Annotated in this window: 19 protein-coding genes and 1 riboswitch; of the genes, 13 read left to right on the forward strand and 6 right to left on the reverse strand. The window is 58.7% G+C overall.

Annotated elements, in window-relative coordinates; all coding sequences use genetic code 11:
* Positions 1–141: 141 nt before the first annotated feature.
* From rplL to rplA, 3 genes are all read right to left on the reverse strand, one after another.
* Positions 142–564: a 50S ribosomal protein L7/L12 gene (rplL, locus tag HFP54_RS08535; RefSeq protein ID WP_146415588.1), complete on the reverse strand. Its 423-nt coding sequence runs from the start codon at positions 562–564 to the stop codon at positions 142–144.
* Positions 565–644: 80 nt separating this feature from the next.
* Positions 645–1,169: a 50S ribosomal protein L10 gene (rplJ, locus tag HFP54_RS08540; protein WP_168564826.1), complete on the reverse strand. Its 525-nt coding sequence runs from the start codon at positions 1,167–1,169 to the stop codon at positions 645–647.
* Between the two features lie 38 nt (positions 1,170–1,207).
* Positions 1,208–1,885, reverse strand: coding sequence for a 50S ribosomal protein L1 (gene rplA / locus HFP54_RS08545; protein WP_145304643.1), 678 nt, complete (start codon positions 1,883–1,885; stop codon positions 1,208–1,210).
* A 372-nt stretch (positions 1,886–2,257) separates the two neighbouring features.
* Here rplA and HFP54_RS08550 point away from each other — a divergent pair, with 372 nt between their 5' ends.
* Both HFP54_RS08550 and HFP54_RS08555 read left to right on the forward strand, forming a co-directional pair.
* On the forward strand, positions 2,258–2,650 hold the full coding sequence (locus tag HFP54_RS08550; protein WP_168564827.1) for a 4a-hydroxytetrahydrobiopterin dehydratase: 393 nt from the start codon (positions 2,258–2,260) through the stop codon (positions 2,648–2,650).
* Complete coding sequence (locus HFP54_RS08555) at positions 2,647–3,024, forward strand: hypothetical protein (RefSeq protein ID WP_168564828.1); 378 nt, start codon at positions 2,647–2,649, stop codon at positions 3,022–3,024. Before HFP54_RS08550 ends, HFP54_RS08555 begins: the two co-directional genes overlap by 4 nt.
* A 166-nt stretch (positions 3,025–3,190) precedes the next feature.
* Here the strand turns inward: HFP54_RS08555 and metK are convergent, their stop codons facing one another.
* A complete protein-coding gene (gene metK / locus HFP54_RS08560) occupies positions 3,191–4,384 on the reverse strand; it encodes a methionine adenosyltransferase (RefSeq protein WP_146416210.1) in 1,194 nt (397 codons plus the stop codon).
* 332 nt (positions 4,385–4,716) lie between these two features.
* Between metK and HFP54_RS08565 the strand changes: the two genes are divergently transcribed.
* Positions 4,717–5,742 (forward strand): vWA domain-containing protein, encoded by a 1,026-nt coding sequence (locus tag HFP54_RS08565; RefSeq protein ID WP_146415585.1) that lies wholly within the window; start codon positions 4,717–4,719, stop codon positions 5,740–5,742.
* 23 nt (positions 5,743–5,765) lie between these two features.
* Here the strand turns inward: HFP54_RS08565 and HFP54_RS26145 are convergent, their stop codons facing one another.
* Positions 5,766–6,587: a carboxylesterase family protein gene (locus HFP54_RS26145; RefSeq protein WP_168564829.1), complete on the reverse strand. Its 822-nt coding sequence runs from the start codon at positions 6,585–6,587 to the stop codon at positions 5,766–5,768.
* A gap of 204 nt (positions 6,588–6,791) precedes the next feature.
* Between HFP54_RS26145 and HFP54_RS08575 the strand changes: the two genes are divergently transcribed.
* The 5 genes from HFP54_RS08575 (at position 6,792) to HFP54_RS08595 (ending at position 13,217) form a co-directional block, all read left to right on the forward strand.
* Positions 6,792–6,983, forward strand: coding sequence for a hypothetical protein (locus tag HFP54_RS08575; RefSeq protein ID WP_146415583.1), 192 nt, complete (start codon positions 6,792–6,794; stop codon positions 6,981–6,983).
* Positions 6,980–8,425: a tRNA (N6-isopentenyl adenosine(37)-C2)-methylthiotransferase MiaB gene (gene miaB / locus HFP54_RS08580; RefSeq protein WP_146415582.1), complete on the forward strand. Its 1,446-nt coding sequence runs from the start codon at positions 6,980–6,982 to the stop codon at positions 8,423–8,425. Before HFP54_RS08575 ends, miaB begins: the two co-directional genes overlap by 4 nt.
* Positions 8,426–8,505: 80 nt before the next feature.
* On the forward strand, positions 8,506–9,765 hold the full coding sequence (locus HFP54_RS08585; RefSeq protein ID WP_146415581.1) for a M16 family metallopeptidase: 1,260 nt from the start codon (positions 8,506–8,508) through the stop codon (positions 9,763–9,765).
* A 103-nt stretch (positions 9,766–9,868) separates the two neighbouring features.
* Positions 9,869–11,137, forward strand: coding sequence for a M16 family metallopeptidase (locus HFP54_RS08590; RefSeq protein ID WP_146415580.1), 1,269 nt, complete (start codon positions 9,869–9,871; stop codon positions 11,135–11,137).
* A 76-nt stretch (positions 11,138–11,213) separates the two neighbouring features.
* On the forward strand, positions 11,214–13,217 hold the full coding sequence (locus HFP54_RS08595; RefSeq protein WP_168564830.1) for a hypothetical protein: 2,004 nt from the start codon (positions 11,214–11,216) through the stop codon (positions 13,215–13,217).
* A 28-nt stretch (positions 13,218–13,245) separates the two neighbouring features.
* Here HFP54_RS08595 and HFP54_RS08600 read toward each other — a convergent pair whose 3' ends face one another.
* A complete protein-coding gene (locus tag HFP54_RS08600) occupies positions 13,246–16,656 on the reverse strand; it encodes a hybrid sensor histidine kinase/response regulator (RefSeq protein WP_168564831.1) in 3,411 nt (1,136 codons plus the stop codon).
* Positions 16,657–16,919: 263 nt separating this feature from the next.
* Positions 16,920–17,029, forward strand: a riboswitch (cyclic di-GMP riboswitch).
* Between the two features lie 175 nt (positions 17,030–17,204).
* Between HFP54_RS08600 and HFP54_RS08605 the strand changes: the two genes are divergently transcribed.
* From HFP54_RS08605 to HFP54_RS08625, 5 genes are all read left to right on the forward strand, one after another.
* Positions 17,205–17,384, forward strand: coding sequence for a Flp family type IVb pilin (locus tag HFP54_RS08605; RefSeq protein ID WP_145293969.1), 180 nt, complete (start codon positions 17,205–17,207; stop codon positions 17,382–17,384).
* Between the two features lie 365 nt (positions 17,385–17,749).
* On the forward strand, positions 17,750–18,307 hold the full coding sequence (locus HFP54_RS08610; RefSeq protein ID WP_145293972.1) for an A24 family peptidase: 558 nt from the start codon (positions 17,750–17,752) through the stop codon (positions 18,305–18,307).
* 366 nt (positions 18,308–18,673) lie between these two features.
* A complete protein-coding gene (cpaB, locus tag HFP54_RS08615; protein ID WP_146415577.1) occupies positions 18,674–19,723 on the forward strand; it encodes a Flp pilus assembly protein CpaB in 1,050 nt (349 codons plus the stop codon).
* Between the two features lie 178 nt (positions 19,724–19,901).
* The gene (locus tag HFP54_RS08620; protein WP_197138176.1) at positions 19,902–21,470 is read left to right on the forward strand and encodes a type II and III secretion system protein family protein; all 1,569 of its coding nucleotides are present in this window, start codon (positions 19,902–19,904) and stop codon (positions 21,468–21,470) included.
* 83 nt (positions 21,471–21,553) lie between these two features.
* Positions 21,554–22,780, forward strand: a complete 1,227-nt coding sequence (locus tag HFP54_RS08625) for an AAA family ATPase (protein ID WP_168564832.1) — start codon at positions 21,554–21,556, stop codon at positions 22,778–22,780.
* Positions 22,781–22,784 lie beyond the last annotated feature (4 nt).

A 22,784-nucleotide genomic window follows, 5' to 3' on the forward strand; every position in this document is an offset into this window, starting at 1 on the left:
CCGGTGTTGCAAAACAACGGTCAGGGTCTTCGTTGGATTTGGCTGCGGATCGGATGATCCGGCAACTGCCAGGTTTGTCGCCCGCACGACATTCGGATCGAACGCGATCGCGGGCGATTGAGGGAAGCCGCGTCGGGACGCTTACTTCAGCTCGACGCTACCGCCAGCTTCTTCGACTTCGGTCTTGACCTTCTCGGCATCTTCCTTGGAAACGCCTTCCTTCAAGGTGGCGGGAACGCCTTCGACCATCTTCTTGGCTTCCATCAGCGAAGCGCCGGTGATGTTCTTGACGACCTTGACGACGTTCAGCTTCTTATCGCCGAAGCTGGTCAGGACGACGTCGAACTCGGTCTTCTCGGCTTCGGCTGCGCCGCCGCCATCAGCACCGGCTCCGCCACCGGCCATGACGACCGCTCCGCCACCGGCGGCCGGCTCGATACCGTGAACGTCCTTCAGGTAATCGCTCAGCTCTTTGGCTTGCTTCAGGGTCATTTCGGCGATCTTGTCGCCCATTTCTTTGGTTTCGGCGCTGTATTCGGCGACCGCGGTTGCTTCTTCAGACATCTTCGGACCTCAAAAAACGATAGTGGGTTGCAGGAAGGAAAGGAAAAAAGGCGACGACGGTGCGTCACCGCGGCCGGGGACTACTCGTCGCCCTCGCCCTTTTGCTTGATTTGGCTGTTCAGCGTCTTTCCGGGGCCAAGCAGTGCACCATTGAGGGTTGCACCTGGTCCCAGGATTTGACCGACCAGCATGGAGATTTGTTCTTCGCGGCTGGGCCACTTACTGACGGCTTTCAAACCATCGGCATCCAGACGTTCGCCGTCCATCACGCCGCCATCGGCGCTGAACTCGGCAAACTTGTCTTCGTCCTTGTCCAGCCGGACAACTTCCTTGACCAACGAGACGAAGTCGGAGGCTCCCCAGCACACAGCGATTTGACCGCCGGCACCCTCGAAGGCCGGAGCCAACGAAGATCCTTCGGTCGCACGTCGTGCCAGCGAGTTCTTGACGACCATCAGGTTGATTTCCTTCGCGGCCAATTCGCTGCGAAGTTCATTCGTCTTGTTGACGTCCATCCCGACGTAGCTGACTACGACGGCATCGGCGACGCCTTCCAAGCGGTTCTTGATATCTCGAGTGACGAGATCTTTGACGTATTTGCTCATAGGATTCTCAGGCCACCTTTTCTGGGGCCGCCTTTCAGTTACAAGGCGACTTTCACGCTGGGACTCATCGTGCCGCAGATCGCAATGCCCTTGACGTAGGTGCCTTTGACGGACTGTGGCTTCATACCGGTGACAAAATCAATAAACGCCGAAACGTTGTCGGCGATCTTCGGAGCTTCGAAGCTCAGCTTGCCCACCATCGCGTGGACGTTGCCGCCTTTATCGTTTCGGAATTCGACCTTACCGGCTTTGTATTCCGAGACGACTTTGCCGACGTCCGGGGTGACCGTGCCGGCACGGGGGCTGGGCATCAAGCCACGCGGACCCAAGACACGACCGAGCGGGCCGACCAGGCCCATCATGTCGGGGGCGGCGATGCAGACGTCGAAGTCGGTCCAGCCGTCTTTGATTTTTTTCGCCAAATCGTCCTGGCCGACTTCATCGGCACCGGCTTCTTCGGCCGCTTTGGCCGCGTCGCCCTTGGCGAACACGACAACACGCTGCGTCTTGCCGATCCCGTGCGGCAACACCAGGCTGCCACGGATGATCTGGTCGGCTTGGTTGGGATCGATGCCCAGACGCATGTGAATTTCGACCGTTTGGTCGAACTTGGTCGAATCGTACTTCTTCAGCACTTCGACCGCTTCGCCCAGCGGCAACGGGCTGGACGGCTGCTTTTCGAGCGCAGCGCGATAACGCTTGGATTTTTTACCCATAGGGTCACGACTCATCGGTTGTGTCGGGTGGTTTGGCGAAGCTCACCTGTCCCGTCGGGCCGACGTCACCGTCTGTGGGGCGATGCCGAGTTTTACGGTCATCGCGTGGACGGGACGCCACCGTCGGCGGCAAGATTCTCCCACTTCACCGTTGCCCACTTTCGCACGCGTCTCCGAACCAGATTTTGCCGTTCCGGTTGGACATCGCGTCGGCCGTGATGGCGACGGGTCGGGCGGACGCCCGAAGGACCAAGGATCGTGTCGAAAGATTCACGTGACGTCAACGCCAGTTGAAGGATTTGTGTAAGAATTTGGCACGTCACGGCGTTCGGATTGCTTGCCCCGGGGGCTGAGGGCTGAAAAGATGACCCCATGCCAGATGACGATCGCCCCCAACCGAACTTGGAATCTGTCCTGCAGAAGCACTGTCGGCCGTGCGAAGGCGGTGTGCCCACGCTGACCGGTGACAAATTGGACGCTTTGATGCCGACGATTTCCCGGTGGTCGGTGTCGGACGACGGTCGTTGGATAGGCCGCAAATTCAATTTCCGTAATTTCGTCGAAGCCGTGGGCTTGCTGAACGAAATCGCCGCCCTGGCCGAACGGGAACAACACCACCCGGACTTGCACCTGACCGGCTATCGGCACTTGACGGTCGATCTGACCACCCACGCGATCGGCGGACTGAGTGAAAACGACGTCATCTTGGCAGCGAAAATTGACCAGTTGGCGGATTCGCCCGGCCAGGGTTCAAGCGACCGATGAAGGATTTACCACCGATCCCGCGGGCTCGGGCTTTGGCGCTGTTGATGGAATGCGAGGGGGACTACTTGTGGAGCCCCGAACTGTGCCGCGAAAAACGGGTCCCCGAATCGTGGATCGACGCACTTTTGGACGTCCACGAGTCAGGTTTTGTCCACGACGGCCAGACGATTTACGTCGACGCCTCGCTGGGCGAATCGTCCGCCGGTCCAGGCCGACAACGCATCACCAACCAGTACGCCGGGGTGTCGGACGTCAAGTTGGCCATCGCCATCGCCAGACAGTTTGGCTTGGACGTGGACCGCTACCAGGCGACGTCAATGACCCGCCGCCGCGTCGTTCACCAGATCCAGCAAGCGATCGAAGAAGGCGAATAGGTCGCGGTCCCGCGCGTGAACGCGCCGGTGCGGTTGCCCTGTCAGATGTTACGGTGCCCAAGGGGGAACCGTGGATCGCCGGCTTTGGCGTGCGGCAAGCCGCACGCCAAGAAGCAAGGTTCACTTCCCCCGTTCATGTCGCGATGGACATCCCGGGGCGGCTGGCTCAGGCGGATGCGACGGCGGCGCCCATCGACTTGGCGGCTTCGGCCAAGGCGTCGGCTTTGTCCGTCTTTTCCCAGCTGAATTCGCCGTTGGGGCCGGGTTCGCGACCGAAGTGACCGTGCGCCGCGGTGGCGCTCATGACCGGTCGCGTCAGGCCCAATTCTTTGATCAGACCGCGCGGCGTCAGGCTGAAGTGGTCGCGGACCAGTTGGACCAGCGACGATTCGTCGATCTTGCCGGTGCCGAACGTGTTGACATTCACGCTGACCGGTTCGGCCACGCCGATCGCATAGGCCAATTGAACTTCGACTTCGTCGGCCAAGCCGGCGGCGACCAAGTTCTTGGCGACGTAGCGGGCCATGTAGGCGGCACTGCGGTCGACCTTTGACGGGTCCTTGCCGCTGAACGCACCGCCACCGTGACGGCCGCGGCCGCCGTAGGTGTCGACGATGATTTTGCGGCCGGTCAGACCGGTGTCGCCGTGCGGTCCACCGATGACGAACTTCCCGGTCGGGTTGATGTGATAGGTGATGTCACCCTTGACGTATTCGGGCGGCAAAACCGGCTTGATCGCCTTTTCGATGATCTGTTGCTTGGCTTCGTCGGTGATCGAGTTGCCGTCGGGCGTCAGGATCGATTCGTCATGCTGGGTGCTGACGACGACGGTGTGCACGCGGATCGGCTTGTTGTCGGCGCCGTATTCCACGGTGACTTGGCTTTTGCTGTCCGGTCGCAACCAGGGCAATTCGCCCGATTCACGCAATTGTGCCAGGCGTTCGACGATCCGGTGGCTCAGGTGGATCGGCAGCGGCATCAGCACGTCGGTTTCGTTACAGGCGTAACCGAACATCAGGCCTTGGTCGCCGGCACCTTGTTCGCCTTCGACGTCGCTGGCCTTGTCGACACCTTGGGCGATGTCGGCCGATTGTTCGTGGATCGCGTTGAAGACCCCGCAGGCGTCGTAGCTGAAGCCGACGTCACTGTGGATGTAGCCGATCTTCTTGATGGTGTCGCGAACGACTTTTTGGACGTCGACGTAATGCGATGTGCGGACTTCACCGGCAACGACGACTTGGCCGGTGGTCACCAGGGTTTCCACCGCAACGCGGGCGTCGCCCGGATTGGGGTCGTTCGCCAGAATGTCGTCGACGATGGCATCGGAAATCTGGTCAGACACCTTGTCAGGGTGGCCCATGCTGACCGATTCGCTGGTGAACAGATAAGTGTTGGATTCGTTAGTCAAAACGTGTCTCCGAGGTTGGGGACGCGCACAGTCGTTGGGGCTCCGTTGGCAATAGAAGCAGGGAAACCGGAACGCGTCGGGTCAGAAATGATTCGGCGGGCAGACGTCGCGGACTCACGGGCCAGTTCCGACACGCCGCTACATTAACCCGTCGTCCTAAAATTGAGAAGAACTGAGCCGCCGTGGCGGGCCAGATTCACGTTCGGCCGATAACGTTTACAACAAATGTGTGGGCACCCACCACTTCTCGTGCCTTCCCCCTTGGTCGCACCCCGCTATTGCTCGTGCCGTTGAACCTGTCCAAGCCGAAAGCCGCACCGACCACCCCGCCGACGGCGGCAGGGATCGATGTCGCCCAGCCGCAGCATGGGGTGACCCCGGCGCTGGCCGCTTCGCTGGCCCTGCACTTCTTTTTGATGGTGGCGATCGGATTCGCCTTGGTGCGGCGCAGTAAGGGCACCGGCGGTCCGCCGGATCGGGAAATCGGCATCGCGGTGGTCCAGCGGATGCCCGACCGGGATCGCTACACCGACGCCGCCGAATTGCAGACCGAACCCACCCCCGACGCCAGCACCGATGCGTCATCCAGCAGCTCCGCCGCCCCTCCCGCCGAATTTGCTCCGCCCATTGACATGGCGGGCGTGCTGAAACAGTTGACCGAAGACGCGCGGCCGGTCACGGGAACCGGGCTGGCCGGTGAAAGCAACGTGGACGGCGACGACCTGGCCGGCGACAACGGCAAGGGGCGGCCGCAAAACCTGACCAAGAAAAAAGCGTCTCTGTTTGGCGTCAGCGGTTTCGGGTCACGGTTTGTCTATGTGATGGATCGCAGCGACAGCATGAACGGTCACGGCGGACGACCACTGAAAGCCGCCAAGTCGGAACTGCTGCGCAGTCTGGGGACGCTGTCAGAATTGCAGCAGTTTCAAATCGTTTTTTACAACGACAAACCCACCGCCTTTCAGTCCGGCGGTTCCGTCCAATTGATCCAAGGCCAGTCCAACTTGGTCGATGCGGCCAAGAACTACGTTCGGTCCATGCGTGCGTTCGGAGGCACCGAGCACGCCGTGGCACTAAAGATGGCTTTGCGGATGAGACCCGACGTGATTTTCTTTCTGACCGACGCCCGGATCCCGCGGTTGTCGTCGTCTCAGTTGCGTGAAATTCGCCATCGGGCCGTCGAAAGCGGTACCACGATTCACGCCATCGAATTCGGCACCGAACCGTCGCGACCGACCGACAGCTTTCTGATCGACTTGGCCGGCCAAAACGGAGGCCAGTACCAATACGTCGATGTGCGAAAGCTGTAAAACGGCATGGCCGACCGGCGACGTTACTGGCGGTCGCTTAGCCGATGTCGGCTGATCCAGTCGTACAGTTCCGGAGTCGCGTAGGTGGCCGACCAACAATTGTGCCCGATGTGTTCCATCGTGGTGAAGCGGATCTTTTCGCCGCCCGCCTGGCGGATCGCTTCGACCATGTCGACGCTCTTTTCAAATGGTACGGCTTTGTCCTGGTCGCCGTGAAATGCCCAGACGGGAACATTCACTAGGGCGGACGCTTTTTCCGGTTCGCCGCCGCCACAGACGGGAACGACCGCGGCAAAGCGATCGGGATGGTCACAGGCTAGCGTCCACGATCCATACCCGCCCATGCTAAGTCCGGTCAGATAGATGCGGTCGGTGTCGACGTCGTGCTGCTGGATGATGTGATCCAGCAATTCGACCAGACGCTGTTGTTGCGTCGGGCTTCGCCATTGGTCGTCGCGCGGGCACTGTGGGCTGACCAGCAGGTACGGCATCGCGTCGCCACGGGCGGCCTTCATCGGCGGACCCCATTTTGCGACCAGTGACAGCGGGCCGTTGCTTTCCCCGCGGCCGTGCAGGAACAGCATCATCGGCACCTTGTCGCCTTTGAAGTCGTCGGGGACTGACAGCAGATACTGGATTTCGCCGCCGTCGCTTGTTTTCAACGACGCTTGTTGCTGGTCACCGATGTCGTATTGGGGCTGTTCGGATTCTTGGGACGCCCGGCGTCCCGCGTCTTGGGCGGACGCCGCCGGTGCGATCAAGACCGCCAGTATTCCCGTCACGGCGATGAGGCCAAGGATGCTGCGGCAAAGACGTGGCTGGTTGCAGTCGAAGGTGTGGTGCACGATGGTTGGGCTCCGGGCGGCGATGGGACGCCAAGCCGGGCCAGCACGTTTGGGCGAACCCGCTGGGCGACTGGGCGGTTCAATTTTTCGCAGTGTATCGCAGTCGACACGGCCGCGTGGGGTTCGCCAAAGCCGGGGGGCCGGCCGAACGGATTCGCCGAAAGCCCTACCGAAAATCGGCCGTCCGTGGGTATCCTGGCGTCCATGTTCGCGCAAGAATCCTCGTCGGCCTTCAACACCAGCACCGTGCTGTGGGCGGTCGGCGTCGCGATCGCCGTCGGGCTGTTGGCGGCTTCGGCCAACCGGCGACAAACGTCCTTGGTTGAAATTCTTCGCGACTTCGTCAAACGCAACATGCCCGACGACGACCAAACCACCGACGAAACCAAAGAATGACCAAACGCGTTTTCATCCATACCGTGGGCTGCCAGATGAATGTGCTGGACAGCGAAATGGTGATCGCCGATCTGAAACGCCACGGCTACACCGTGGTGGATTCGGCCAAGGAAGCCGATTGCGTTCTGTACAACACATGCAGCGTGCGGGAACACGCCGAAGAAAAAATTTACAGTGCCCTGGGGAAACTGAAAAACGTCAAAGACCATCAGCCCGACAAAACGATCGGTGTGATGGGATGCATGGCGCAAAAGGACCAGCAAACGATCTTCCGTCGCGCCCCGCATGTCGACTTGGTCGTCGGCCCCGGCCAATTGCACACGATCCCCGAAATGCTGCAACGCATCGAATCGGGCCAAGGGCGTCAGATGGCGGTTTCGCTGGCACGCAAAGACGGCAAGCAGGCGATCGTCGCACGCAGCCACGAAACGTTTGACCCGTTGCGTGATCCCGGCATGCGGCCGACGCCTTTCCAGGCCTATCTGCGGATTCAAATCGGTTGTGACAAGTTCTGTACTTACTGTGTGGTGCCCAACACACGCGGGCCCGAACAGGGACGACCGCCGCAACAGATCTTGGCGGAAGCAAAAGTTTTGGCCGATCAGGGATGCCGTGAAATCACGCTGCTGGGGCAAACGGTCAACAGTTACAAGTATCGCGATGGCGACGATACGTCCGATCTGGCCGACCTGCTGATCGATCTGCACGAGATTGATGGGATCGAACGTTTGAAGTTCGTGACGAACTATCCCAAGGACATGACCGAACGCTTGTTGCGCACCGTCGCCGAATTGCCCAAGTGTTCGCCGTACCTGCATGTTCCCGCGCAAAGCGGCAGCGACGACGTGCTGCGTCGTATGAAACGCGGCTATACCGTCAGCGATTACCTGGAAATGATGGAACGTATCGAACGGTTCCTGCCCGAAGCGGCGGTCAGCAGCGATTTCATTGTCGGCTTCTGTGGCGAAACCGAGGAAGATTTTCAAAAGTCGGTCGATCTGATTCGTCGCTGTCGGTTCAAGAACAGCTTTATCTTCCAGTACAGCGTCCGCAGCGGCACCAAGGCGGCCGAACGCTTCGAGGATGACATTCCGCGGGACGTCAAAGTACGTCGCAACAATGAATTGTTGGCCGTCCAGGATGAAATTGCGAAGGAAGACAACTTGAAGTTTGTCGGTCGTGAAGTCGAAGTCCTGGTCGAAGGCCCCAGCAAGAAAGCGTTGCGGGAAATGAACAACGACGCACAGGCCGACGACGGCGATGAAGACAACGCATCGGCATTGATCCAAATGACGGGACGGACCATCTGTGACCGGATCGTCGTCTTCGATGGCAACCGTCGCCAAGCCGGGCAACTCATGGACGTCGTCGTGGACGATGCCAGTTGTCATACCCTGATCGGTCGTGTCAAAACCGTCGATGTGGTCAGCATCGGTGTCTGATCCTCCGCCGGACAGATGATGCTTCTCCGGTGCAACGGGTTGTCGGTTGTCCGGTTCTTTTCTTGTGATTCTTTTTCAATATGTCTGATGCGATAACTGTCGATGATTGCGTGATCCACACCTTGGCCAACGGCATGACCGTGCTGGTCCAGCCGATGCCGTGGTTACGCACCGCCGCCTTTTCATTGTCGATGGCCGCGGGAACCGAATCGGAACCGGACGATCGGCCGGGCTTGGCGTCGATCGTTTGCGAAATGGTCCAACGCGGTGCCGGTTCCCACAGCAGCCGCGATTTGGTGGCGATTCAAGATGCACTGGGGATCGATCGGTCCAGCGGAGTTTCGAATCGGTTGACCAGTTTCAACGCAGCGATGCCTGCCGATTCGCTGCACAAAGCAATGGAACTGTACGCCGACGTCGCTCGGCGACCGCACTTGCCCGCCGACCAGTTGGATGACGCTCGGATGATGGCAATGCAGGAATTGCGTGCGATCGAGGACGAGCCCGCGTCAAAAGTCATGCGCCGCGTGCGTCAGTTGCAATACGGAGAACGACTGGGCCGCAGCGCCGGTGGCACCATCGACGGACTCGGTCAAATCGCCCAGGACGACGTCCGCGATTACTTCACCGGTCACTATCACGCTGGTCAGTCGATTTTGGCAGTTGCCGGCAAAGTGGATGCATCCCGGGTGATCGACTGGGCCGAGCAACTTTTTGGGGATTGGAAGACCGGCACCGCCAAGCCGCCGATGACGCCCGATGGGCAACCAGCCCGCGAACACATCGCCGCCGACAGCAACCAGACGCATTTGGGTTTTTCATTCGATTCGCTTCCCTATGGGCACGACGACTACTTTGCGATGCGTGCCGGAATCGGGATTCTGGGCGACGGAATGAGCAGCCGGTTGTTCGATCGTGTCCGCGAACAGCGTGGGCTGTGTTACACGGTTTCGCTCAGCTGCAACTCTTTGAAACAGACCGCGGGCGTTTTCGGGTACGCGGGAACGACACCGCCACGTGCACAAGAAACCTTGGACGTGACGTTGCGGGAAATTCGGAACCTGACCGATGATTTGCAACAGGCGGAATTGGATCGCTGGAAAGTCCGGATCCAAAGCAATCTGATCATGGAACAGGAATCCAGTTCATCGCGGGCGTCATCCTTGGTCAGCGATTGGTACCAACTGGGACGGTTGATGTCGTTACAGCAATTGGAATCCGAAATCGAATCGCTGACGCTGGACCAGATCCGGCAGTATTACCAAGACCATCCGCCGCAGCGTTTTCGCATCGTTGTTCTCGGGCCCGACGATCTGCAAGTCGAAGCGAACGACGCCTGAGCGTTGTGACGGTGATGGTTCGGGAATCGTGCAAACGTTCGGGCCATCACGCATCAACGAAACGATCGCGTCTTGACCGATAGCGTTACCAAAGACAAATCGAATGCCAGAATTCAAACAAGCCGAATTGCCGAACGGGTTGCGGATCGTTGCCGAAATCGACCGACGTGGATACAGCGCGGCGATGGGCTACTTTGTCCGCGCCGGTGCCAGAGACGAAGTCGATCGCGAAGCGGGGCTCAGCCACTTCCTGGAACACATGATGTTCAAAGGAACCGACAAGCGATCGGCCGCCGACGTCAATCGCGAACTGGACGAATTGGGGGGCAACAGCAACGCCTACACGACGGAAGAACAAACGGTTTACTACGCCGCGGTGTTGCCCAAGTTTCAAGATCGCTTGGTCGAATTGTTGACCGACATGCTTTCGCCCGCCCTGCGGGACGAAGACTTTGACACTGAACGCCAAGTCATCTTGGAAGAAATCGCCAAGTACGAAGACCAGCCGCCCTTTGGTGCGTTTGAACGCGCGATGGAAAACCACTTCACACCACGCGGGCTGGGCCGTCGCGTGTTGGGCACCCCGCAATCGATCGCGGCGATGACGTCGGCCGACATGCGAGCGTATTTCCATCGAATGTATCGGCCCGAGAACATTGTCTTGGCAGCCTCCGGGAACGTCGATTTTGATTCGCTGGTCGATGACGTCGCGACGTTGACCGCCCCGTGGTCGCAACGTCCGGAATGCCCCACGCCCAAGGCCGATCCGGCCGACACCGTTCCCGATGGCGTGTCGGACGAATCACGCTTGCCCATTCATGACGCGTCGCAGGCCTACTTGGTCAAGATGATGCCGGGGCCGTCGATGCGAGACGCCGACCGGTACGCGGCACGAATGTTGTTGTCGGTACTGGCCGATGACGGCGGCAGCCGACTGTTTTGGGAATTGATCGACACCGGCCGCGCGGAAGTCGCCGCGATGTGGCCTCAGGAATTCATCGACGACGGGGCGATTTTCAGCTATCTGGTTTGCCCACCCTCGGAATTGGATTCTTGCGAACAACTGATGGACGATTTGCTGGGACGACTTGTCCAGCGGCCGGAGCAGTTCGCGGTGACCGACGATGAACTGATGCAAGCGATCGGCAAAGCATCTGCTGCTTGCATCATGGCCAGCGAACGCCCCGGAAACCGTTTGTTCGGCATCGGCAGTCGCTGGTTGACGTGTGGTGAATACGTCAGCACCGATCAGTTGCTGGATTTGTATCGGGGGGTGGATTTGGCCGCCGTCATGAACGCCGCCGAAAAATACCTACAGCCCACCAGCGTGACTCGGGTGTTGGCCGCTGCCGACACCGAACCCGTCGGATAAGCTGAACGGCATCGCGTCAGGACGGCATTGCCGTCGCCCATGACGCACCGTCCACGTGACTGTCGCAGGATTCTGAATGTCGACGCCGGATTCATCATCATCGCTGCCGTCGGTGCCCGATCTGTTGCGGATGGGTGATCGAATTGCCGTCTTGCCCGTCATTCATGGCAGCGGTCAATTCGCGTTGACCGTTCGCCGCTGGTTGCTGGAAGAAGAATACGATTGTGTGGCACTGCCGTTGCCTCCGTCGTTTCGCGACCAAGTCGAATCCGCCGTCTTGGATTTGCCCAGCCCGTCGATCGTGATTCAGCCCCATGGGATTTACAGCGACGCGCCGGGCGAAGCGTCGTCATGGTCAGAATCCGCCTGGGAGGAGGACGACGATGATGAAGACGATTTCGACATGGTCCAACCGGTCAGCTATGTGCCGATCGACCCGTGCCAGCCAGTGATCATGGCGATCCGCGCCGCAATGGGCGAACACATCGCTCGAGCGTACGTCGACTTGGAAACGGATCCGTTTTGGCCGTATTCATCGGTGATGCCTGACCCGTACGCCGTCCGTCATGTGTCTCCGGAACGATTCGCCGCGGCGTTATTGCCTGGTATCACACGACCGCCGGATGAACAAACGCGAAACCGGATCGTTCACATGGCGCATCGTTTGCGTCAATTGGAACAACGGTGCGAAAAGATTTTGTTCGTCACCAGCGTGTTGCATTGGCCGTGGGTCCGCGAAGCCTATCACTTGATGGACGATGACGCCGAAGCCGATGACCGGTCGGCGACCCAAATGGTGTTGCCCGAACATGACGATGTTCAACCGCCGGTTCGCTACGCGGTTGATCCTAGGACGCTGACATTTCTGTTCGGCGAACTGCCTTTCATCACTGGTCTGTACGAACGTGCCCGCAGCGAACTGGAAGACGACGAAGACTTGCAGATCGATGGCGTCAAAGAACTGTTGATCGCCGCCCGATCTTCCTATCGCAGCGAACTGGGCAATCGAGCCCGAAACGTGACGCCGTTGTTGTTGTCCAAGTGTCTGCAGTACATCCGAAACCTGTCGCTGATTCATCGACGGATGACACCGGACCTGGTCACGATCGTCACTGCGGCGCAGCAAATCTTGGGCGACCAGTTCGCGGTGCACGTTGCCGAAAATGCCAACGACTATCCCTACGTCGATCCTTTCGACGGCGAATCGGCCACGTCGATGGGGTTGCCGGTCGCGACGCTGGGCATCGACCAGGCGCGGCTGGCCGATGGTGAAACGGTGTCGATGGTCAATCGATTGCCGGGCCCGCCCATGACATGGCGAACGCTTCAGTTGCAACGACGTCCACGCACCAACGATAAACAACGTTGGGCTTATCAATGGAACCCTTACAGCCAATGCAGCTATCCGCCGGAAGACTTGCGGATCGAAAACTTTCGGACACGAGTCTTTGAACGGGCCAAAGCCATCATGGGCAATGATTTGGCACGGACCGAAAAGTTCACCACCAGTGTCAAAGACGGCATCGATATCCGCGACACGTTGCGGCATTGGTACGAGAAAGAGATTTACGTCAAAGTCATTCCGCCCAGCCGCGGAACGTTGGACGCGTGTGTCATGTTGTTCGACAGTCCGGCCGATCCGCGTGACTATCCGTGGCGGACGACTTGGTTTGCCGAACACGAAACGGAATCAACATTGGCGTTGTTTGCCACTGATTTTCGGCGTGAAATGGTCGGCCCCGGGATTGGATTGTCCGTCTATGGCGGTGCCCTGTTTTTGTATCCGCCGATCATCATTCCCGACGTATGGCTGGATCCGAGGTTGGATTTCACCGAGACGTTGGAAGAACGCTTGTTGGCTGCCGCGTGTTTGCACAGCAACAGCGGACAAATCGTTTTGTTGTCCGCGTTGCCGCCCGGTGCGGGATTCCGGCGACTGGCACGCAGGTTTAAAAAGCACTTGGTGCACGTGCCGCTGGGATCATTCAGCGATGAACAGGTCAAGCAATTGCGGATGGTTCATGTATTGAACGGCAGCGAAGTGCGCAGTTACGCCGAAGAATTCATTCGCAAGATTTGATGGCCGACGTCGGTCTGGCTTTTTTTGTTTATGACGCGTTGGCCCCAAGTGTTTCCTTCAATAACTGGACCCGATCGATCCAACGTTGACTGACCTCATTTAGCTGATTCAGGTGTTCGGCATCGGTCGTTTGTTCTTCCTTCGCCGCGTGCTCCAAATCCGCCGCCAAGCGAACATCTTCGTCATCGGCGACATACCGCAGGCAGCTTTTCAGCGTGTGGGCAGCCCGTGTCAGTTCGGCAAAACGTCCTTGGCGATGGTGGCGGTCGATGCGACGCAAAAGTTCGGGCACTTCTTCCAAGAAAGCATCACACAGCGAAACTGCGATCTCGTCGCTTCCGGCGCTGTGCCGCATCAACCGCTGCTTCATCGTGTCGATGTCGATCGATTCGTCGCCTTGATCCGTCTGCGACGCGTCAGGTTGTTCTTCGGCAGATGTGACTTGCTTGGCGGCGGGGGCACCGGGTGGATCACCTAGAGACGATTGCTGCTGGTCCGCGGTTGATTCCCGGGCAGGCACGCTATCCGGATCGGTCAGTCCGCGGATGGTGGCGACCAACGTGGACAGGTCGACCGGTTTGGTGACAAAGCCGGACATGCCCGCGTTTTGGCAAATCGTTTCATGCTCCGCCGTGACATGCGCGGTCAATGCGATGATCGGCGGCGGCGTACGTTTTCGCTTTTGGAAGTATTTCAGGATTTCCGCCGTCGCTTCGGTTCCATCCATCTTGGGCATTTGTAGGTCCATCAAGATGCAATCAAAGTTTCCGGCCGTCGCTTCACCGACTGCCGCCTGGCCATCGACCGCCGTTGTCACGGCATATCCGGCCTGTTCCAACTGTTGCCGGATCACCAATCGGTTGACTTCGCTGTCGTCGACCAGCAACAGATGCCCTTCGGTCGGCACGGCCGATGCGGCCGGATTCGTCGAATCTTCGGACCAAGCGGGCGAAAGATCGAACCGGTCGGTAGTCGTTTCTTCCAAGCGTGGCGGTGACAGGCGACGTGTTCCATCCGGATCGTCAGGATCCCAAAGAAACCGCAGGGTTTCGATCAGTTCATCGGGAGTGACGGGTTCATTCAACGCAAATTCACGCCGTGTTCCCATCCGCGGCGTGTCGACACCCACGACTTGGATCCAGATGATGTCGTCACGAGTGCGATCGACCCAGCGTTGCCATGACGTGGGACCGCTGCACCGGACGATCCAGGTGATACGTCCGTTTTGTTTCAAGGCGGACGTGTCTTTCAGATTCAATCGTTTGATCCCCAGGAAGTCCACGGTTTCTTCGATCGCCGAATCCATGTTGGGGACGCCCGTCTGGATCACGGCGGTTGCATCCGAGGCCAGCGGCGGCGGGCTGCTTTTTGCCTGATGCGGCGCATCTTCGTGACTGATTTCTGGATCGTTGGATGATTGGATCGGCAATGGCAATGGCAATCGGCAACTGAAGCAGCTGCCGACATTCGGTTGGCTGACCAAATCGATTCGTCCGCCCATGCGTCGCACCAAGCCATCGCTGATCGACAGCCCCAGTCCGGTTCCGCCGAAGGATCGTTTCGTACCGACTTCGCCTCGTTCGAACGCGGAAAAAACGGCGCGTTGTTTTTCCGTTGGAATGCCCACACCGGTGTCGGCGACCTCGATCAAAAAGAATGGCCGCGATCCTGCGACGTCGGGGTCGCTTTCGTGCGACAGACGCACGCGGACTTCGCCCAGCGGGGTGAACTTGATGGCATTGCCAATCAAGTTGATCAAGACTTGGCGAATACGCTTGGGGTCACCGACCACGTCCCGCGGTGTATCCGGCTGGATCGACAAGATCAGTTGAAGCGGTTTATCGGCGGCCCGGACGGCCAACGACTTGAATGCGTTGTTCAAGCAGTCGTGAAGGTCGAACGGACGCGGGGCGATCTCCACACGCCCGGCTTCGATGGCGGCGAAATCCAGGATGTCTTCGATCACATCGCTCAGCGATTGCGCGCTTTGGCGGATCATCTGAACATATTGATGCCCTCGCGGCGTCAGCTCTGTTTTGGACAGCAAATCGATCAGGCCCGTGATTCCGCCCAGGGGCGTCCGCAATTCATGGCTGACGCCCGCCATGAATTCTGTCTTGGTGCGGTTGGCGGCTTCGGCCGCCGCCTTGGCACTGCGAAGCGTTTCGATCGCACGTTTTTGCAGGGTGACGTCACGGACGATGACCGCGCAGCCCTGTTCATCGCCGACGGGAATCGTATGAACGGCCACCTCGCTTTCGAACTCGGATTCATTCTTGCGAACGATCGTCAATTCGTGTCGTGCGGCACGAGGGATTGCGGCCCAACGATTGCGTGCACTGAAGTTTGGTGAACCAAAGATGGATCCGGTCAAAGGCATGGCGATGTCTTCGAAACGCTGTCCCACCATCCCGTCGCCGAACAGAATCGTGGCCGCCGGATTGGCTTCGACCACGATCCCATGAGCGTCCAACAGAACGACCGCGTCGGCGGCCGAATCGAACAACGCCCGCTTGCGGGCTTCGCTGGCACGGAGGGCCATTTCGCCCAGATACTTTCGCGTCACGTCCCAGAAGATGATCTGGATACCCACACAGTTGCCGTCGCGGTCGTATTCAGGCGCTTTAAAGACCTGGGCGTAGCCTGTCTTGCCGTCCAGCGTTGGATGTTGCTCGATTTGGTCGACGCTTTGTCCGGAATCCATCACGCGAAGATCGTCGGACCGGTATTTCTGTGCGATTTCCGGTGCGAACAAGTCGTCATCGGTCGACCCGATCACCTCGTTCAATTCCCGGCCCAGGTTGCGACAGTAGATCTCATTGGCGTACGTCACCACGCCGTCGCGATTCTTTCGGCTGACCTGCAACTGCATCCGTTCCATCAACGCTTGGAACGTGCTTTCGCTCTGGTCCAGCAGGTGTTGCGTTTCCTGGCGACGGATGACTTCATTGCGTAGGGCACGGTTGGCACGTCGCACTTGTTGGGTGCGACGGAACACCCGTTGTTGTAACGAACGACGCAGGGCCAAGCGTCGTCGTCGTCGGTCTTGCAATCGGTAATGAAACCACCACAGCGCCAGCAGGGCCAGGATGGTCCAAACCCGCTCCATCCCGAAACCTTCGATCGACGACATCCAAGTCGCTTCGTGCGGTCCGACGGCATCACCAATCAATTCGGCCGATGCCGCGACGCTGCGGATCATGGGTGCCAAACCCGGGATGACGACCGCCAGCAACAGCGACGTCATCAATAACGGCATGTGGCGACGCGGCAAATAGCTCCATGCCAGCGGCACGACGAAGGTCGCGACCACACAGACATGCAGCCACGGCGGCGACAATCCGTCGATGGTCGCCAAAAGGGTCGCCGGAATGACCCAGGGAAGTGGTCGGTACCGCCAACGTGACGGTCGCAACAAATTGGAAGTCAGTCGATTCATCAGCCGTCGTCGTCATCGCGATTTGCCGGGCAAGACGAACCCTTGCCGACGCCCGATTGCCCCATTGTACCTGTCTTGGCCGTCACAACAGTCACAAACGGATCGATTCGGTTGCCCGCAGGGTTTGCGGGACCCGTCTTTTTTACCCACGTCGAAAACGTGTCGTAGTGTCCCTTTAGAGAGTGAGCGGGCCAGTCCTTGGTCCAATCGCTAAGTCTTGTCGGTCGGTTGATGCCGAACGTCGAGGCTTGGTCAGCCTTGCTCCCTGACAAAGGCAAGACGTCCGAGAGGATGATCGCGCAAAACCACGGGTCCGTGGGTGAGCCGGCAAAGCGATTTGTCGGCGTAGCCTCAGGAAAGCCGGGTTGCCGAGGGAAACGGTTGTCATGGTTCGGATGTGAATCCCGCCGAGACCGCCGCCAAGGCATGTCAGACGAGAGTCGGAGATGAGGCTGCCCACTCGACCGGATTGACCCGCGTTGGGTCAACCGTTTTCGTCGTTGTTTGTGGTCCCCCTGTGGGCCGCACTCACTCCTGGAGAAAGACAAATGAAGAATTTCGCTACCAGCTTTGTGAACTTCCTGAAGGAAGAAGATGGACCGACCGCCGTTGAGTACGCCGTCATGTTGGCGTTGATCGTCGTGGTCTGCTTGGCCGCTGTCGGTACCGTCGGTACCAACGCTGCTACCAAGTTCGACGCTGTCGGTACCGCAATCGCCGGTAACTGATCTCGCTTCTGCATTGCGGACGGCCGGGTCGACTTGTTTGACGGCTCGGACCTTCGCATGCGGGTTTGAATACGACGTCCGGTGCGGGCCACGCTTTGGTCCGCGCCGGTCGTTTCGAATCCCGGTCACTCGTTTGGCCTTTGTTCCTTGGCCTTTCGCAAAGATCCCACCATGAACTATCCGCTGCTTCCCGCTGATGCCGCCGCCTATGCCTGGCAACTGGCTTGCTGCGTCGTGACGCTGCTGTTCGCGATGTTCACTTGGTTGATCGGACCGCGATAAGAAAAAGATCAAGCTGTCACGGGGACAACACAAACCATCGATCCATCATCGTCCGGATCGCCATCGTTACGGGGAAACATAACATGGACACGTTACTGCAAAGTATTGCCGACCACTGGATCGTCTGGTTCGTCAGCGTTGTGCTGATCGTCGCCGCCGTCATCGACGGCATGATCTTGAAGGTCCCCAACTGGCTGAACTTGCCGTTCATCATCAGCGGCTGGTGCTACTGGTGCTACGCCGATGGCGTTGGCGGATTGGGCTGGAGCTTCTTGGGCACCATCATCGGTGCGATGCCTCTGTTGCTGCTGCGTAATGTCGGCGGCATGGGAGCGGGCGACGTCAAACTGGCCGCCGGAACGGGCGCTTGGCTGGGATCGCTGATCAGCCTGAAGCTGTTCGTCGCTGGTGCACTGGCCGGCGGATTGATCGCCGCGGTCATGATTCTGCGTAGCGGAAAAGCTTTCAAGCATTACGCAATGGCGATGCAAATCCTGGAAGAGTGGAAGACCGTTCGCCGACCGAGCAAGTTGGCCGCGATCGCCCGCGAACGTAAGCCGACGATGACCCTGTTGCCTTATGGCATCCCGATGGCCATCGGTTCGGTGATCTACTTCGCCTTCGCCGGAATGCTGATTTGACACCAACGGTGGCAACACCGGAGGCGTGAAACACCGAGTCACACGACGACCTACGTGACCGCGTCGTCGTGCTGAACCGAACACGAACATGCGACGCGTCCGCCGCCTGAGGACGCGAATGAAACGCAGGAAACGGTCAGGCTGGGAAGCTTTGGTTGACCTTGCCGGTTGCGGCAAGTCTGCCAAGCGGGGCGACAATATCCCATCTAGCGTATGGGGTGCAGATGTCGCCGGGACCTCACCGAATACACAGAAGCGTCAGATCGCGTTCATTCGGTTCGGTGCGGTTCTTCGTTTTGATGCGAACCGTTATCCGGAAACAACGTGTTTCCCGGACCAACCCTGAACACCACTGTCGAACGAATCATGCGTAACAAAACTCTCGTCCTGCTGGTTGCCTGCGTTTGCGGTGCGATCGCTGCTGTCGGGCTTAGCCATTGGATGCAAGCCCAAAGTTCGCAAGGCAGCGAGATCAAGATGGTGGAAATCTTCGTGACCACCAAGGCGATCGACGTTGCCGAGGAAATCACAGGCGAAAAAATCAAACTGGAACAATGGCCCGCCGATCGGATTCCCGAAGGCGCGACCAGCACCCTGGAAGACTTGGAAGGCAAGTACGCACGCCAGCGTTTCTACGCTGGTGAGCCCGTCATGCCGGTCAAGTTGATGAACGATTCCAACGGATCGTCCCAAAAGATCCCTCGCGGCTACACCGTCGTGGCGATGGAAGCCGACCCGGAAAACGCGGTCGCCAACCTGGTCCGCCCCGGTGACCGTGTCGACGTGATGGGATACTTCAAGAAAAGTGATGTCGTTCCGGAAACGACCGCCAAAACGATCCTACGCGGTGTCCGCGTGTTCGCATTGGACGGACAGACCCAGCGCGAAGACAACGATGAAGCGACCAAGGCCGCTAAGACGATCTCGTTGCTGATCAAAAAGACAGATGCCGAAGTTTGGACTTGGGCCTCGGAACTGGGCAAGATTCGTCTGACGTTGGGAAACCTTACCGATTACGAAAACGATGGCGACCGTGAGGATCCGGGTCAGCAGTTCTTGCAGTGGATTGCTGACCACGCCAAGGCCAACGAGACGAAGGAAGAGGAAGTCGAACCGGCTCCGAGAACAGTTGTAACTCGCAAAGTCGAACCAACCGAAAACTTCAAAATGCAGAAGCTCTCGGGCGGCAAGATCACACAGTACGGCTGGACCGGCCAAGACGACATGCCTCACATCCTGAGCGAAACCGGTGGCGATGAAAGCAAGGCACCTGCGGCTCCGGCCGCGACCGCCACGTCGCCGAACCCGCAAGACGACGAATACAGTTACCTAAACGGCGAAGCCAGCCCGTTCTTTCAGCCTCCCGCCGAGGAAGCCGGAACGGCCGATGATGCCGATGACTTGCTCGGGCGATGATCGCCTGAGTGAAATTTGATTGAAGCGAACTTTGATCCGGTCGGTTGAGATCGGCCGGATCTAACCTTTACCCGTTAATCGCCATCGACCACCTGGCGGCACGACACGGATTCCACATCTGTTCGTGCCGGCGGAATGTTGGAAGGATCCGACAGGTCAAGCAAGGATGCACCACGCGATGAAAACGTTTCTTCGGCCAGCGAACCAGCTGATTCTGACAGGTTGTCTGTTCGTCACCGCTGCGATCCTTCCCGGATCGACGTGGGCACAAGGCGACCGTCTGGTCACCGCGACGGCGTCCAGCGTGAATACCAACATCACGCAGGCCGTCGAACGAATCGAGATGCTGGTGAAAAGCAGCCGCATCTTGACGCTGGAAGAACGCATCCCCAAGTTCCAGGTTCACAACGAAGAAATCGTTGGTGCCCAGCCGATTTCGCAGAATCAGATCCAGATTTCGGCGAAACAGCCCGGCACCACCCAGCTGAACATCTGGGACACCGACGAAAAACTGTACACCGTCGATGTGATCGTCCTGGCCGATTCGCGGGAAGTCGAAGGCATCCTGGAATCGCAATTGCCGCTGGCTTCATTGAAAGTCATGCCGATCGGCAGCGGTGCCGTCGTCAGCGGATTCGTCACCAGCGTGGATGACGTCGATCGTGCGATGGCCATCGTCGAACAGTTCTACACCGCCCCGGTCAACAACATCCAAGTCTCCGGCGTCCAGCAAATCATGCTGCACACCAAGATCATGGAGGTGTCACGAACCAAACTACGAGACTTGGGGATCGACTGGAGTATTTCCGACGGTACCAGTTTCTATCACCAAGCTCCGACGACACTGTCCAACGTTGCCAACAGCATCGGCACCGGGCTGGACCCGTCCGACAGTGCGGTCAGTGACATGACCAACCGTTTCTTCTTTGCCAACGCCAACTTCGAAGCTTTGATTCGTGCGTTGCGTCAAAACAATCTGTTGAAATTGTTGGCCGAACCCACCGTGGTCGCCACGCATGGTCGTCCGTCACGGTTCACCGTCGGCGGTCGTGTGCCCAACGTCGTGCCGACCGGTAACGGTGCCGTCCAAGTTGAATACGAAGAATACGGAACGTCCGTCGACTTTCTGCCGTTCGTCGTCGGTCCGGGACGCGTTCGTTTGGAAGTCCGACCGGAAGTGTCCGAGCCGGATGAATCACGCAGCGTTACCGTCAACGGTCTAAGCGTGTCCGCCTTTACCCAACGCTACGTCGATGTGGCCGTGGAAATGGACGCCGGTCAAACGATCGCGATCGCCGGTTTGCTGCAAAGCCGCGTCGATGCCTATGTCCGATCGACACCGTTCTTCGGCGAACTGCCCTACATCGGAACCATGTTCCGCCGGGTCCGTGAACGCAAGAACGAAATCGAGTTGCTGATCATGGTCACGCCCGAGATCGTCGACGCGATGGATCCCTGCGAAGTCCCGCCGGGCGGACCGGGATTGAATTCGATGTCGCCGACCGATTGCGAACTGTACTTCGATGGCTACATCGAAACGCCCAACCTGATGGGCCACCAATGCAAAGAAGATTGCCGTGAAGGATCGATCATGGTCAACGGTCACCCCACCGCCATGCAAGGTGACATGTCGTCATCGGGCGGTGCGATCGTTTCGGGCGAAACCCTGCCGCCGGGTGTGTACGCCCCCGGGGAAATGCCCACGGTCGTCGGCGAAGGCGTCGTGATTTCGTCGCCAGGCGAATAAGTCGTCGCGGCTGATGGTTCGAGATGTCGAACAAGCCGAAAGAGATTCTGAATTTGAAACCCAATTGATTTGAGCCCGCATCCATGAGCAACGTACTGCGACTCGCACTAGTCGATCCCAACGATTCGACTCGTGAAACCGTCAAAGCGATGTTGTTGGGGCTGGAAACGGTTTGGTTGGAAGCCGACTGTTCACGATACGAATTTTTTCCGGACATCGTTGATCAAACATCACCCGATGTCGGCGTGGTCAACTTGGACTCGGACCAAAACAAGGCCATTGATCTGATTTCGCGGCTGTCCCAGTCGTCGCCCGATACGGTGATCTTGGCCGCCAGTGAAAGCAACGACGGGCAACTCATTCTGACCGCGATCCGAAGCGGTGCTCGGGAATTTTTGACGCTACCCCTGAGCGAGGAAGAACTGGCATCGGCGCTTCAGCGTGTCAGCCAGCAGAAATTTGGTTCCGCCGAACGTGGCGGCCGTGGTAGCGAAATCATCGCCGTGGCCGGCGCGACCGGTGGCGTGGGGACCACCAGCGTCGCGGTCAACCTGGGCTGTGTACTGGCCGAGGATCCCAAGAACAGTGTGGCCTTGGTCGACCTGGACCTTGCGCTGGGTGATGCCGACGTCTTCTTGGATGCGATCCCCGACTACACCCTGGCGGATGTGGTCCAGAACATCTCGCGACTGGACATCCAGTTGCTGAAAAAGTCGCTGACCAAGCACTCCAGCGGCCTGTACCTTCTGCCGCGACCGGTTGAACTGCGCGACACCGAGGTGGTCGATCCGGAAAGCTTGCGAAAAGTCATGGGGCTGATGAAGGCTTCGTTTTCGCACCTGATCGTCGACCTGTCGAAAACGTACAGCCCGATTGACATGGTGGCGATCGAATCGGCCAGCCGCGTCATCTTGGTCACGCAGTTGGATCTGCCCTGTCTGCGAAACGTCGTTCGTTTGATGATGAGCTTCGACGAAACCGAAGGCTTGCAAGACAAAGTCGAAATCGTCGTTAACCGTGCCGGCTTGGACAGCGGCCAGATCAGTTTGAAGAAGGCCAAGGAAACACTTGGCCGTGAAATCTTTGCTCTGTTGCCCAACGACTATCGGACAATGATCGAGGTCCGCAACAACGGTGTGCCTTTGGTGACCCAAGCCCCCAAGGCCGCGATCACGCAAGCGTATCGCGAAATGGCGCACAAGATCGTTGAGCCGCCTCAAACCACCGAGGCTGTCGATGGCGACGAAGCGGGGGGCGCTAACGAGAGCGGATGGAAACGTTTCTGGCCGGTCAAGTCGGCCAAGGCCTGATCGA

Origin of the sequence: Crateriforma spongiae (genome assembly GCF_012290005.1) — a bacterium.
GTDB lineage: Bacteria > Planctomycetota > Planctomycetia > Pirellulales > Pirellulaceae > Crateriforma > Crateriforma spongiae.

Coding starts and splice junctions, on each gene's coding strand:
- metK (WP_146416210.1), bottom strand. CDS start 4,384: ATGGGCCACCCTGACAAGGTGTCTGACCAGATTTCCGATGCCATCGTC.
- HFP54_RS08575 (WP_146415583.1), top strand. CDS start 6,792: ATGTTCGCGCAAGAATCCTCGTCGGCCTTCAACACCAGCACCGTGCTG.
- cpaB (WP_146415577.1), top strand. CDS start 18,674: ATGCGTAACAAAACTCTCGTCCTGCTGGTTGCCTGCGTTTGCGGTGCG.
- HFP54_RS08585 (WP_146415581.1), top strand. CDS start 8,506: ATGTCTGATGCGATAACTGTCGATGATTGCGTGATCCACACCTTGGCC.
- HFP54_RS08605 (WP_145293969.1), top strand. CDS start 17,205: ATGAAGAATTTCGCTACCAGCTTTGTGAACTTCCTGAAGGAAGAAGAT.
- HFP54_RS08590 (WP_146415580.1), top strand. CDS start 9,869: ATGCCAGAATTCAAACAAGCCGAATTGCCGAACGGGTTGCGGATCGTT.
- rplJ (WP_168564826.1), bottom strand. CDS start 1,169: ATGAGCAAATACGTCAAAGATCTCGTCACTCGAGATATCAAGAACCGC.
- HFP54_RS08600 (WP_168564831.1), bottom strand. CDS start 16,656: ATGAATCGACTGACTTCCAATTTGTTGCGACCGTCACGTTGGCGGTAC.
- HFP54_RS08610 (WP_145293972.1), top strand. CDS start 17,750: ATGGACACGTTACTGCAAAGTATTGCCGACCACTGGATCGTCTGGTTC.
- miaB (WP_146415582.1), top strand. CDS start 6,980: ATGACCAAACGCGTTTTCATCCATACCGTGGGCTGCCAGATGAATGTG.
- rplL (WP_146415588.1), bottom strand. CDS start 564: ATGTCTGAAGAAGCAACCGCGGTCGCCGAATACAGCGCCGAAACCAAA.
- HFP54_RS08625 (WP_168564832.1), top strand. CDS start 21,554: ATGAGCAACGTACTGCGACTCGCACTAGTCGATCCCAACGATTCGACT.
- HFP54_RS08620 (WP_197138176.1), top strand. CDS start 19,902: ATGAAAACGTTTCTTCGGCCAGCGAACCAGCTGATTCTGACAGGTTGT.
- HFP54_RS08550 (WP_168564827.1), top strand. CDS start 2,258: ATGCCAGATGACGATCGCCCCCAACCGAACTTGGAATCTGTCCTGCAG.
- rplA (WP_145304643.1), bottom strand. CDS start 1,885: ATGGGTAAAAAATCCAAGCGTTATCGCGCTGCGCTCGAAAAGCAGCCG.
- HFP54_RS08555 (WP_168564828.1), top strand. CDS start 2,647: ATGAAGGATTTACCACCGATCCCGCGGGCTCGGGCTTTGGCGCTGTTG.
- HFP54_RS08595 (WP_168564830.1), top strand. CDS start 11,214: ATGTCGACGCCGGATTCATCATCATCGCTGCCGTCGGTGCCCGATCTG.